We start from the raw sequence: 13001 nt of genomic DNA on the forward strand, positions 1-13001 counted from the left end.
GTAGTGTTCGACTATCAACATAGCCTTTTTTCTAGACAAGCTAAAGCGGTATTTACTAATCAAAACAATCGAATTCTTCTATATAAGCATTGAAGAAAAAAAGATTTTTAAGTGGTTATCGACACACATTTGATGTCTACAGGCATCACAACACTCGTACCGTTTGGCATTTCAAACAATATGATTTTGGATAAAATGTAAGCTACATATGACCAGTAAATTCTGTTATTTTGAATAGATAAGAACTTTAGAACATAAAAAATGCAGAATGATCTCGATCACATCATTCAACAGTATGACATCATCTTATTTGATGCAATTTGTGTCATCTGTAATGGTTGGGCACGTTTTCTCATTCAACATGATCCACAGGCTCAATTCAAACTTGCTTCAGCTCAGTCCCCTGTGGGAGAAAAAATTCTTAAACATTATGGGATGTCGACCACACACTACACCACCATGATTGTGATGATAAATGGGGAGTTATTTACCGAATCTACCGCCTTATTAAAAGTTCTGGCTCGGCTCGGTCTACCTTTCTCTCTAATGAAAACGGGTTATCTTATTCCCCGACCAGTTCGAGATTTTCTTTATCGTCGGGTTGCACTTAATCGCTATACCCTTTTTGGTAAAACTGATGATTGCCTCATTCCATACCAAGAGAATCAGCATCATTTTCTAGAACAGGTCATCCGTGGATACTCAACGACTCAATAAAAAGACGCTTCAAACCATTCAGATGAGCCTAGCAATACTGTGGATTTATCAAGGTCTGATTCCCAAAATTCTATTTCAAGCCGATGATGAACGCCGCATTTGGATGCTACAGGGATTTAATGATCGAGCTGCAATTAGCCTTATGCAATGTTCTGGGGCAATCGAAATCATCTTCGGAGCATTATTTTTAACGGGTTATAAAACCTTAGCGCTCCATTATCTCAATATTGTCGGTATGCTCGGATTAAGCCTTTTAATTTTGATTGTCGACCCACACTATTTCACCCAAGCCTTTAATCCCTTTGTGATGAATATTGCGATGCTGGCTTTGTCCTTAACCGCCATTCGCCTCATAAAAGATCAAGAATAAACACTTTAAAACACGGGTGATGCTTTAAACAATTAAACGCTTACCTTCCCGAATGCAATAAAACGGATTCATTAATTTTGACGAACCACGCATCGCTACATGTAAATCATGTTCAGGCTGCTCACGTGCTTCATCGGTCAATTGATAACTACGGTAATGAATGGCCAATGAGCATTTGGCATGTAAATCTTTATGGGCCTGAAAAGCATCTTCAGGGTTCATATGCATATAACGCATCAACTCACGTGGCTCATAAGCACCAATCGGCAACAAGGCAATGCGTGGAGGCCCCAAACGAGTATGAATTTCCTTAAAATGCGGTGAATAGCCTGTATCGCCCGCAAAGAAACTATATTCACGTCCCTGTTTAACTGCAAAACCACCCCAAAGCGCCATGTTCTGATCACGTATTCCTCGACCAGAGCCATGTTGCGCAGGGGTATAAATCAATTCCAGTTCATGAAACTGTGCAGATTGCCACCAGTCCAGTTCAATCACATGCATACTTTTCGGTAAATACCAACCATTGCCCAAACCTGTGTAAATTGGCATGGCGAACTTGTCATGCAACCAATTCAGGCTTGCCAAATCCATATGATCATAATGATTATGACTGAGCAACACGGCATGAATGGTCGGTAATTCTTCCAAGGCAATGCCTGCTGGACAAAACCGTTTCGGTCCACGTCCCTGTTTCGGACTGACAAATTCCGCCCAAACAGGATCAGTTAAAAAATTATAAGGACCGATTTGTAACAGCACGGTGGCATGCCCCACAAACCAGACTTGCCAATCATTCAGTGCTGCATTGGGACGACTTTGTGGCAATACTCGTGGGGTTGCAGAAGCAGCCTCTAATGGGGTTTCTTTGTCCCAAGTCGATGACTTTCGTTTTAACAACCACTTGAACAAATCAAAATGACTACGCCCCTCTGGCGCATGCAGAGGATTGGAAAAACGCGTGCCGTTAAAGTGGGCAGATTCAAGATACTGAAAAGCGGGTTTACGCCAAGTATGTGACCAACACTCTTGGGTTTTAATCTGAAAATGTGGTTGTTCTAAGTTCTGCTTCATGTACTGTCATTATCTATAAGAAATATCACATTCACTGCAATAACATGAATGTCGAGATTGGCGTGTTTCTTATTGTAGATACTCTGTTTGGTAATTCAAGCCAAACTGTAAAATATACGCCTTAGTCTTCGATGGCGTCAGGTGAGAGAGTAACGCACGTGGTCATAGTAAAATTTGATGAAAAAAAGCGGCAGACTGGAATTCAACCCTGTCTGCCGAGGTTGTAAACCCTAATCTTAAGCAATCTTACGTAAATCTAAACCAAGATCTAAATGCTTTTCTGCTTCAAATGCGGCACTTTTAGCAATTAACTTTTTCAAGTGACGCATCTCCTTGGCTGCATTTACTGTAATACCGCCCACAATGATGCCATTGGTTACACCAAACAGCACACAAGAACAAGCTGAGCCTAAAGTGGCATCCATTTCACCGCGGACATGCCATTCTACTGCCTGCATATCACCAACAAACTGATAGTTAATATCCAGCTGATCCGTCCAAAACCATGCAGGATTTGGTTTTGGATGCTCCACACCCATCACGTGACGCGCAAAAATTCCAGCCTGTAAATTGGCATTTTCCCATGTTTCCACACGGCGATACTGCCCATCATCACGTAATTGAGTCGCGACATCACCCGCGGCATAAATATCGGGATGTGAAGTTTTGCAGTTTTGATTGACCTGAATCGCACCCTCTACCGCTAAACCTGCATCTATTGCAAGCTGTGCATTTGGGACAATCCCTACACCATAAATCACCGCATCTGCACGCAGTTCTTCACCACCCTCTAAGGTGATCACAACTTCGTCACCTTGCTGATTTTGCTCAAGATGACAGTTTGTAATTGACGTTGCAAGACGGACATCGACACCCGCGAGACGTTGCTGTGCCAATAAAAACTCACTCAAAATCTGCGGAGATGAACGCCCCATCACCATAGGTCCCATTTCAATCACGGTCACTTGGCAATCTTTAAAGCGTGCAGAGGAAGCTAACTCAAGACCAATTACACCACCACCAATCAGTACAATACGTTGTCCAGCTTGTAGCACAGGCACCAACGCTTGAGAGTCTTCCAGATTACGTAGTGTATAAACATGTTGACCTAAAGCATCGAAATTCGGCAGGCGACGTGCTGCACCGCCAGTCGCAAGGAGCAGTTTGTCATAAGCAATCACATCTCCCTTTTGCAATTCAACGGTTTTTGCCTCAGGATTAATTTTGATTACGCCATTACCACGGATATGCGTGACACCTAAAGTCGTCAATTTCTCTTCAGATAAAATCTCAACCTTGGTTTCTTCTGGCTTTAAAATCACATCTTTAGACAACGGCGGACGCTCATAAGGCAAATGCACTTCATCCCCAATCAGGATAATGTTGCCCTCATACTTGTTACCGCGAAGTTCTAAAATCGCACTCGCACCCGCCTGTCCCGCACCGACGATGACAATGGTTTCAATATTGCTCATTTGATTCACCCTTTTAACTCTGCCGATACAATACCAAAGCCCGCAATCCACTCGCTGATGTCTTCATAACAATGCGTGGTCATCTCGTATTCACCGAGTTCATGTAATGCTGCAAATGCCGCCATCCAAGAACGGACTTCCTGACCACCCCGCCCACCATCACGGCGAATGTCTGCTTCAGTCATGGCTTCAATTGTGGCGAAGTCTGCTTTGGCAAATGTTTCAAGCAATGCACGATCCCATTCTGGATTGAGTGGCACGGCAACAGATTGATCCCCCGCAGCCAATTTCTGCCCAACCGCAATAATTTTGGCTTGACGATTATTACGCGACTCTACGGATGGGTTACGTCCACAAATCAAAAACTCTTCAACTTCTGGCGGTACAGCGCCCATTTGCGGGGTCGGAGGATCATGCGAAAGCCCACCTGTTCCTAAAATTAACACCCGTTCATTTTCAAGATTTAAGGACTGGATAAACTGTCCAACGGCACGTCCCAAAGCAATCGTTCGCTTGGTGGTGGGCATCGGTGCCGCTGCGCCATTAATAAAAATCGGAATGGTGGGATAACGGTCTAGCTGTCCACCACACAGAAAATGTAGTGGTTGCGTCACGCCATGGTCGGCTTGCATTCGGTAGGAATAGGCAACATCGACACCTTCATCGAGTACACGACGCACCAAAGCAATCGCAGTGTCTTCAGGGACATTAATTTTGTCGTTGTCTTTGCCATAGTCCCAATCACCTGCCGCAGTTGCACGAATACCCACACAAAAACTTGGCATCAAATCATAGAAAAAACCATTAAAATGGTCTGGACCAAAGGTAATAATGAGGGTTGGGTCATACGCTTTGACTTCTGCTGAAAGTTGGGCAAAAGTATCACGTACAATCTGTTCTTTACGCTGTTCTTGCGGTGAAGCAAATTCCATTAAGGGACTGTGCGATGCACAAATGAGTTTAACGGCCATGTGTGACTCCAAAATAAAAATATCTACTAAAAAGACAGCTGCCCAGTAAAGTCTTTAGCAAATGGCTTAAATCATTGTGAGTGGTTTCAAATGAAATATAGAATTCACGATGCTATTCACTATCACGGTTGGCGACATGGATGTCGCCGTTGGGTGGAGGTTTCAGGGATGAACCTCTCACCCAACAATGGATTTTTGTTACTTTTGATCCGTCAAAAGTAAGGAAATGCCTGCGAAAAACCATCTAAACTTTCGCATTTATTTGTGGCTGTGCTTCATTTAATTTAAATCTGGGCTAATCAAAAATAAGGCACCATACCCAAATCACTCATCAAAGAACCCTGCACGAGGTTGGCGTAAACCACGGATGCCTAAACCACATTCGGCATTGATCAAAACACCTGTCAGTGGACGGTTGTTCTGACGCGATGCCAATAAAACGTATGAACCCGTCATCTCTTCAGGTTCAGGTAAGAAATTCAGTGGCATACCACGAGCAATTTTTTCAGGGTCTCGTGCATCGAGTAGCCCCAAGTTTTCTTGACCTAAAGATGCCGCCCCTTTGATATTGACATTCATACCTGACGGCGCCACCGCATTCACTCGTACTTTAGGCGCAAGTTCATAGGCCAATTCTTTCATCACACCTACACCTGCATGCTTAGAGGCTGTATATACGGGGCCTCCGCCTGCTGAGTACAAGGCTGAATTAGACAAAGTAAATATGATAGACCCTTCAGAAGCTATCAATGCATCCAGTGCAGCTTTTGCACCCAAGATGAGGGACTTGGTGTTAATGCCCATAATTTCATCAAAGGCTTTGTCTAACTGCTCACCCGAAGTATTGACGATATCGGCATAATGATCCCAAATACCTGCATTACCGACAAAACAGTCCAGTTTACCAAAACGCTCAAGCGTGGCATTCACGGCCCGGACATTGTCTTCATAACAAGCCACATCACCCGCAATGGCAAGAATGCGATCACCAAAATGTGCCTGTAATGCCTCGACTTTGGCTTGTGAACGCTGTAGCACAGCCACTTGAGCACCTTCTGCTAAAAAGCGCTCAACCAAAGCCCAACCCAGACCAGAACCGCCTCCCGTAATCAGGGCAACTTCACCTTGTAGCCAGCCCATGCTTATACCCCTGTCATTTCAACAAACAATTGTCCATCTTCCACAATCACAGGAAAAGTCTGAATAGGATCGGTCGCAGGTAGGCATAAAGCCTGACCTGTTTTTAGACAGAAACGAGCAGAATGTAATGGGCATTCCACCGTGCCATCCTCTTCCAAATAGCCTTCTGACATGGAGGCATTGCCATGTGAACAACGGTCATTCATGGCAAAGAACTCACCACCATTGTTGAATACAGCCAGTGCTTCGATACCGTTCACACCGCAGTCCACTTTCAATGCTTCGCCTTCATCTAATTCATCGATTTGGCACACAAAAATCTTATTCATTAGAAGAACACACTCAGGTTATGGGAGTTATACGTCACTTGGTCTAAAGTGATTTTGCGGTTGAAAATCTGGAAACCTTGCTCGGTATCCACTTTGCGAATCTTGTCATGACGCTTACCGCAGTAGATGGTGACATCTTTTTCTTTCTGGGTACGGTAGAGTAAATACGTCACGTAAACGTCATACTCACCTTCGACTTCAGTCGCTTCAACCATGATGTTAGAGACCATATGCGTGGTGCGTGATGGAGGTTCTTCAGCCCATGCCATCCCTGTTTCTAAACGCGCGACACGACGTTCTAACAAGTCTTTAGTATCGTTAAATACCCACGTCGTTGGTGGCTCAACCGATCGACGACGGTCACGAGTTTGCGCATTCGGTGTGGTGCGTAGGGTATAGGCAATATCATCTGCCAAGACATCCAACCACTCACGAAATTTCCAGTCGTCGAGCAATTTTGCTTCACGGTAAAGGAACTGAGTGATCTGATGTTGCAGTTCTAAGCTGATCTGACTCATTTCATCAACTCCTGCTCATAAGCATCCGCGGCTTTTTCGACTTCTTCCCATGTTTCATGAATCAACAAATCTGCCCAACGACGGTACATTGCACGTGCTGCTGTTTCAGAGAAAATGTAGTTGGTGATGCCCGGAATGCCGTCTTCACGGACTTTTTCATTGCCTAAGCCCATTTCCATGATCAACGGGTTGTTCCGTGCTTTATAACCACGAAGTACTTTTTGGATTTCAATCCAGTTTTCCGAGTCATCTTGCTCAAGGAAACCCGCAGGTCCAAAAGCACGCGTTGCAGAACGCTCAAAGGCTTCTTTCACTTCTTGAGAAGCTTCGGCATCGGCAATACAGAATGCCCAGACTTCAGTTTTATTTGGACCGCGCGGATGCCATACCCGCAGCGTTGCCGTCCCGTTTAACCACGACATGGTCGGGAACATAGTGTTATGCCCCGCAAGACGTAGTGCACGGACTTCACCCAAACGCTCTTTAACGTCCTCAAAGGTTTCACGGAAATAGTTTGCTACTTCACCATCCACCCAGACGTTTGCATCGGGCTTTTCTGTAAAGAAGAAGCCTGAACCATGACCACGTGAACCGTACTGAATGGCATCTTTAGCAGTTTCCCAAACTGGACGTGCAGTTTGTGCAGCACCGAGTTTTTTAGATGAGTCATCATCAGGTTTTGCACCCAAAACTTGAATGGCAGAGGCATGTGAAAACAATGCATGGTACTGGTCCGATGCAAACTGTTCCGCAGCAAATTTCCAGTTACACTCGATTTCCCACTTATGTACTCCACCAATAATTTCCGTGCCACCCGGACGACGATCCACCACTCCATCTAAATACCAAGCAATGTCGCCCATGTATTCAATCAGATCAGGTGTAGATTCATCCCAACAACCGAAAATTAAGCCTTTGTAGCTTTCGACACGGTTAACTTCAATCAAGCCCCATTTTTCTTTACAGGCACCTTGTGGAAAAGCACGATCTTCTAAAGGAATATCCTTGAGTGAACCATCAACCCCATAAGACCAGCCATGATATGGACAGGTAAAGGCACGGGTGTTGCCACAATCGGCAAAGCTAACCCGCATAGAACGGTGACGGCACTGGTTTAAAAGTGCCTTGATTGAGCCATCTTTTTGACGAACTACAATAATCGGGTCTTCACCCATGTAGGTATTAAAAAAATCACCTGCCTTTGGAATTTGGCTTTCATGACATAGGAATAACCATGTACGCCCAAACACACGTTCCAGTTCTAATTCGTATAAATCTGGATCGGTATAGATAGATGGCGAGATACGTCCATTTTGTGCATCGACCAAAGCGTCGATTTCACGCACATCAATTTTTCCACTCATGAAAAGCTCTCCTGCGACCAATACACGGCACAACGTAAATAGACTCAACTTTTCAGGCATCATGATTTTTTAGACGCTTTTAGGGAAATATTTTTTTTGTTTCAATTAATACGTTTTAGCAATTATTAGAAAAGCTATTTCTTATATTAAAATCTCGGGACTCGACTCAAGACCATTTATTTTCTAAATACTTGAATCATCTTCACGGCATAGTTGTTTATCGATTATACTTTGCCGTAGTCGTGGTAAGACATTTTTTGGATTACTCAGTGGGTTATTTATATGGAACTTAGACACCTTCGCTATTTCATTACTGTTGCTGAAGAACTGAACTTTAGCAAAGCCGCATTAAAACTTTACACCGCTCAACCCTCTTTAAGTCAGCAAATCAAAGACCTTGAAGAAGATGTGGGTGTGCAGTTACTGTATCGAACCAAGCGAAAAGTGGAACTCACGGAAGAAGGGGCGGTTTTTCTGGAACAGGCACGCCTGACACTGGCTCAAGCAGACAAAGCAGTCGCTATGGCACGTCAAGTGGCACAAGCCAAACAGCAGATGCTGCGCATTGGTTTTGTGCCTGTGGCGGAAATGAAAATCTTTCCTTATGTGCTGCCTAATTTGCGGGTACAAAACCCAGACTTAAAAATTGAATTGCTCAGTATGAACAATACCGAGCAAATGCGCTTGCTGAAAAAAGGTGAATTGGACATTACCTTTACCCGACATAATTTTCATAATGATGAAATTGAAAGTCAGTTTGTCTTACGTGAACCACTGATTTTCTTGCTACCGAAAGACCATCCTTTGGCAAAATATGAGCGTATTCCTGTTAAAGCTTTAAATGGCATTGATTTCATTATTCCCGCAGTCGAGCAATCACAGACCTTGCACCAGACCATTTTGGAATTTGCCAAAGCCAATAGTATTGAATTCAATATTGTGCAAAAAGCCGACAATATTCTGTTTAATATCAACTCGATTGGTATGGGCCTCGGTTGCACCATTTTACCAGGCTATGTTGCCCCCTTGACCATGAACAACACGGTGATTCGTCCACTTGAAGTCGAACTCCCCTATTTAGATTTGTATGTGAGTTATCGTAAAAACAACAGCTCACTGGCCGTGAATAAATTTCTAGAACTGCTGACACGAGTATTTTATTTGGATATTAACCGCGAATAAATCCACATCAATCATCCCATTCGGCACATCACTATTTTCTAAATAAATAGCGAGGTGTCTTTTTATGCTGAAATGCTCCGTACTGCCAAGCGTATTTCTCATTTATCCGCGATTGATGAGCTCGTACTTTCCATTTTGTCTGCTTTTTAAGCGAGCATAGGCGCATAAAGAGTAGACATTGTGTCAAGTTTTACCTACAACTTAAGTCTAAACTTGGACTTATTTTCAAACAAATCTGGGTACTTTAGCCACACGAAAAAATATAATAGAGAAGGAGAAAATCATGCCGATCCCCACTTTGCAGCGTTTAAAAACGGCCATGCAATTTCGTCCCTTCTTTTTTATTAGTTTTTTGGTCACGGCTGTTTTTTATGCTCTGCTGAATACGTTTACTGATTGGTCTTGGTCGACCAATTTATTGATTAGTTGGAATATTGCCTTGTCGAATTATTTACTCAAAACCATGACCACCTTGTGGTCGGTTGACCATCGGCACATTCTGCAACATGCACAACAACAAGATGCCAGTAAATGGATCATTCTATTGCTAGTGATCATGACCTTGGGAATGTGTTTGATTGCCATTGTATTGGAACTGACCCATCTCCCCAACGATCCAATCATTAAATATGGGCACTTGGCTCTGTCTTTGCTGACCATTATTAGTGCATGGTTTTTTATGCATACTGTGTTTGCCATTCATTATGCGCATGACTATTATCTCGCCCTCGCAGACCAACAGGATGCGGGCTTAGATTTCCCAAAAACTGCACAGCCAACCTACCCTGACTTCTTATACTTTAGTTATGTGATTGGCACCTCGGCGCAAACGGCAGATGTTTCAATTACTTCGCGCTCCATGCGCATTCTCAATATTGTGCATATTATTCTGGCTTATGGGTTTAACACGTCCATTTTAGCGATTAGCATTAATGTCGCGGCGGGTTTTATCACGCTGTAAATTTGCTTGACCACGATGAAATTTCAGGCATAAAAAGGGATGGCTTAACCATCCCCTATCTTGTTCAAGAGATTATTTGACACCACGTGCTGTCAAATAATCTTTAATCACTGTATTAAATTCTTCGGCTTTTTCCACTTGTGACCAATGTCCACACTGACTAAAAATATGTGCATCGGCAAATGGAACTGTATTCAGAATATCCCATGTGCGAGATACAGGAATCACCACATCCTGAACCCCATGAATCAGCAGTACAGGCACTTGAATGTCTTTCATCTTGTCAAAATCGAGCGGGAACTCGAAGCGATCACGGTCACGTGCACCGACCACATCCATTAAACGGTCTGAAGCATAATCATTTTTTGCCGCTTCATAACGAACTTTCACCAATTCATCGGTAATTAAGCTTTTATCGACCACAAACATCGACAAGGTGTTTTTAATGCCTTCTTCGGTTAACACTGGGTTGGCATGGGCTTTTAGTGCAGCAGTTTGCTTCGCACCGCCTGTACCCATCGACACAATGCCCAACACACGTTCAGGGTAATCGAGCACCATTTGGAAAGCTAACCAACCACCCAATGAGTTACCCACCAACCAAGTTTTTTCAATGCCTAAAGCATCCAATGTACGGACTGCATGATCTACCCATGCACGAATACCATAGGCCGTACCATCTGCCACAACGGTCTGACCATAGCCAATCGAGTCAATCGCGATACAACGGGCTTGTTCAGCAATTTGTGGTAAGTTCAACCACCAGTTTGCCGCTGCCGATACACCTGTACCTGAACCGTGTAAAAATAAAATTGGCGTTCCTTGACCCACTTCATGGTAATGGGTTAACTCACCTTCAGCCGTTTCAATCCATTTATCTTCCAAGCCAAAGAATGGGTCGGTGGTGTAATTGGGGATTTGGACCGTGCTCATACATACTCCTCGTACAGCCTAAGACCTGTCTGATGTTCTGTGTTCAGGACAGGTCAATTCATTCATTTCGACAGGTTTTTACTGCTCCATCTTACCTGTTCAAAAGCCTTGTACTGATACTTGTTTTCGATCACATACTATAAAAAAACGATTATTTAACATTGTGTTTTTAAACAATATTTTTACTTAAAAATGAATCACTAGCTCACAATAAACCATTGACACTCCACTGAAACAATAAAGAGCGATGTGTGACCAAATCGCTCGATGGCAGTTTTAAACTTAGAATTTATAGCTATAAGTGGTCGCGATACGGTACTCTTTCAGGTCGCTTTTCCAGTCATAATCGGTATCGATATACATCGCCTGAACGCCCAAACCTTTGAATTTGCCTTCAGGTACAGTGTAATTCACAATCAAGTTCAGCTCTTGTTCGTCCTGATTCGTTTTTCCGCCCGCTTTGGCATCAAAGCCTGCAAAGTAAATCGCATTGGCATTCAAGCCTTTTAGCCCCAATTCGGCAAAGTCATAGCCATAGGAGATATTCCAAGATTTCTCTTTGGCATTGGTAAAGGTTGCAACAGACCAATTCACCAAATAAGGTTGTGGCACCCAACCTGCCAATGTTGGGAAATTATTTTCCCCAAACATTTGTTGATAGCCCAGACCAAGCGTATGTGCACCATGATTGAATTTCGCCCCCATCGACAAGGCTTGGTTATCAATCTCACCATACAATTTATCGCCTGACGCTGAGTTATCAAAATAACGAACATGGCTGATTAGCTTAGTCTTCGAACCCAGCGTGGTGTTGTAATTGATACCTGCATAATGCTGCTGATAAATGTCTTTGACATCGGCATACCAATAGCTTGCTCCAATCGCAGGATTAAACTGATGATCAATCCCCGCGATATACATCCCGTCCGCGGCTTTGGCCGTATTTGGGTTATTGTTCGGAAATAAACTTAAGTCCTGAAACTGATTGTCATAACGTGCATTAATCCCATCAATATACGCCAAACTCAGTTTGGTATCCTTCAGCTCTTTAGACTCCAACCATGCCCCGCTATACGTGGTCAATAACTGACGCGATGGATCAAAGACTAAAACTGGAGAAACAGGCAATAACTCACCCACTTTCAATTCTGTTTGTGACACTTTGGCTTTTAAAGTCGCACCGACTTTGCCGAAATTGCTGGCTTGTTCCTGTCCATTATGTGGAAGTACCCAATCGGCATTTTTGTCACGGCCATTTAGACGAAATGCATGTTGCACCAAAAGATCGGCGCCCAATTGCAAACCACCTAATTCGGCATATCCTGATTTGGCATCTAAGGTGATGGCCTGCGACCAACTACCCCAGTTGTTTTGTGGCACAGTTTCATACTGGCGGTCTAAGTAGAAATTTCTGAATTTTAACTGGACTTGGCTATCGTCGATAAATTCTGCATTCGTTGCAGTTGTACCTAATGCTGCAATTGCAACACAGATGGCTGTCCATAAAGTTTGACGATGCATGATATTCATTCCAATGATCACGTTAAGCTATGACGCCATCATGCGGAACTCATCGAAGAGAAAAAATCCGACCACAGTCTTAAGAAAATGCGACTTCACCCACTATAAATGCGAAGGGAGTCCTCTCACTTTTTTCATTTAGATAAAATTACAATAACTCATGTTAAACACCATTTTGCAGCTCGTGCTGAAAGATTGAGCTTCTATAAGCTTGTTCGTTTGAAACCTCTTTCTTTTCTGAATAATTTTAATAATTAAGCGTTTTTTTGTTTAAGTAGTTCAAGCTCACTTTTCCATAGCGGCGTAGATTTATAAGAAAAAGCGCTCATATCACAGAAATTTTCTATATGTGCATAATGAGGTTAAATCGCTTTAAAACTAGAAGAATACGTAATCAAAAACAAGAAAAGTCTAATTTATTAAATGCGATATAAAATAAAAAATCA

At 43.1% G+C, this 13001-nt stretch carries 13 protein-coding genes; 4 read left to right on the top strand and 9 right to left on the bottom strand.

The window, feature by feature from the left end; genetic code table 11:
* The first annotated feature begins 261 nt into the window (after window positions 1-261).
* On the top strand, window positions 262-717 hold the full coding sequence (locus E0H87_RS06085) for a thiol-disulfide oxidoreductase DCC family protein (protein ID WP_131322780.1): 456 nt from the start codon (window positions 262-264) through the stop codon (window positions 715-717).
* Window positions 695-1087, top strand: coding sequence for a DoxX-like family protein (locus E0H87_RS06090; RefSeq protein ID WP_227547315.1), 393 nt, complete (start codon window positions 695-697; stop codon window positions 1085-1087). The genes E0H87_RS06085 and E0H87_RS06090 overlap by 23 nt, the downstream gene beginning before the upstream one ends.
* Window positions 1088-1111: 24 nt before the next feature.
* Here E0H87_RS06090 and E0H87_RS06095 read toward each other — a convergent pair whose 3' ends face one another.
* From E0H87_RS06095 to hcaE, 7 genes are all read right to left on the bottom strand, one after another.
* The gene (locus E0H87_RS06095) at window positions 1112-2161 is read right to left on the bottom strand and encodes an MBL fold metallo-hydrolase (RefSeq protein WP_131322781.1); all 1050 of its coding nucleotides are present in this window, start codon (window positions 2159-2161) and stop codon (window positions 1112-1114) included.
* 236 nt (window positions 2162-2397) lie between these two features.
* Window positions 2398-3636: a 3-phenylpropionate/cinnamic acid dioxygenase ferredoxin--NAD(+) reductase subunit gene (gene hcaD / locus E0H87_RS06100; protein ID WP_131322782.1), complete on the bottom strand. Its 1239-nt coding sequence runs from the start codon at window positions 3634-3636 to the stop codon at window positions 2398-2400.
* A 5-nt stretch (window positions 3637-3641) separates the two neighbouring features.
* Window positions 3642-4607 (bottom strand): 3-carboxyethylcatechol 2,3-dioxygenase, encoded by a 966-nt coding sequence (locus E0H87_RS06105; RefSeq protein WP_131322783.1) that lies wholly within the window; start codon window positions 4605-4607, stop codon window positions 3642-3644.
* Between the two features lie 324 nt (window positions 4608-4931).
* Window positions 4932-5747, bottom strand: coding sequence for a 3-phenylpropionate-dihydrodiol/cinnamic acid-dihydrodiol dehydrogenase (hcaB, locus tag E0H87_RS06110; protein WP_016168312.1), 816 nt, complete (start codon window positions 5745-5747; stop codon window positions 4932-4934).
* A gap of 2 nt (window positions 5748-5749) precedes the next feature.
* Complete coding sequence (hcaC, locus tag E0H87_RS06115; protein ID WP_016168313.1) at window positions 5750-6076, bottom strand: 3-phenylpropionate/cinnamic acid dioxygenase ferredoxin subunit; 327 nt, start codon at window positions 6074-6076, stop codon at window positions 5750-5752.
* On the bottom strand, window positions 6076-6594 hold the full coding sequence (hcaF, locus tag E0H87_RS06120; protein ID WP_131322784.1) for a 3-phenylpropionate/cinnamic acid dioxygenase subunit beta: 519 nt from the start codon (window positions 6592-6594) through the stop codon (window positions 6076-6078). Before hcaF ends, hcaC begins: the two co-directional genes overlap by 1 nt.
* A complete protein-coding gene (gene hcaE / locus E0H87_RS06125; protein WP_131322785.1) occupies window positions 6591-7958 on the bottom strand; it encodes a 3-phenylpropionate/cinnamic acid dioxygenase subunit alpha in 1368 nt (455 codons plus the stop codon). The genes hcaF and hcaE overlap by 4 nt, the downstream gene beginning before the upstream one ends.
* A 282-nt stretch (window positions 7959-8240) precedes the next feature.
* Here hcaE and hcaR point away from each other — a divergent pair, with 282 nt between their 5' ends.
* Both hcaR and E0H87_RS06135 read left to right on the top strand, forming a co-directional pair.
* Window positions 8241-9140 carry a DNA-binding transcriptional regulator HcaR gene (gene hcaR / locus E0H87_RS06130; RefSeq protein ID WP_131322786.1) on the top strand — a complete coding sequence of 300 codons (900 nt, stop codon included), beginning with the start codon at window positions 8241-8243 and terminating at the stop codon, window positions 9138-9140.
* Between the two features lie 283 nt (window positions 9141-9423).
* On the top strand, window positions 9424-10101 hold the full coding sequence (locus E0H87_RS06135; protein WP_131322787.1) for a DUF1345 domain-containing protein: 678 nt from the start codon (window positions 9424-9426) through the stop codon (window positions 10099-10101).
* A 72-nt stretch (window positions 10102-10173) separates the two neighbouring features.
* Here E0H87_RS06135 and E0H87_RS06140 read toward each other — a convergent pair whose 3' ends face one another.
* The gene (locus E0H87_RS06140; protein WP_131322788.1) at window positions 10174-11034 is read right to left on the bottom strand and encodes an alpha/beta fold hydrolase; all 861 of its coding nucleotides are present in this window, start codon (window positions 11032-11034) and stop codon (window positions 10174-10176) included.
* 282 nt (window positions 11035-11316) lie between these two features.
* The gene (locus E0H87_RS06145; protein WP_131322789.1) at window positions 11317-12555 is read right to left on the bottom strand and encodes an OprD family outer membrane porin; all 1239 of its coding nucleotides are present in this window, start codon (window positions 12553-12555) and stop codon (window positions 11317-11319) included.
* Between the last annotated feature and the right edge of the window lie 446 nt (window positions 12556-13001).

This window comes from Acinetobacter sp. ANC 4178, assembly GCF_004331175.1.
In the GTDB taxonomy this organism is placed as follows: domain Bacteria; phylum Pseudomonadota; class Gammaproteobacteria; order Pseudomonadales; family Moraxellaceae; genus Acinetobacter.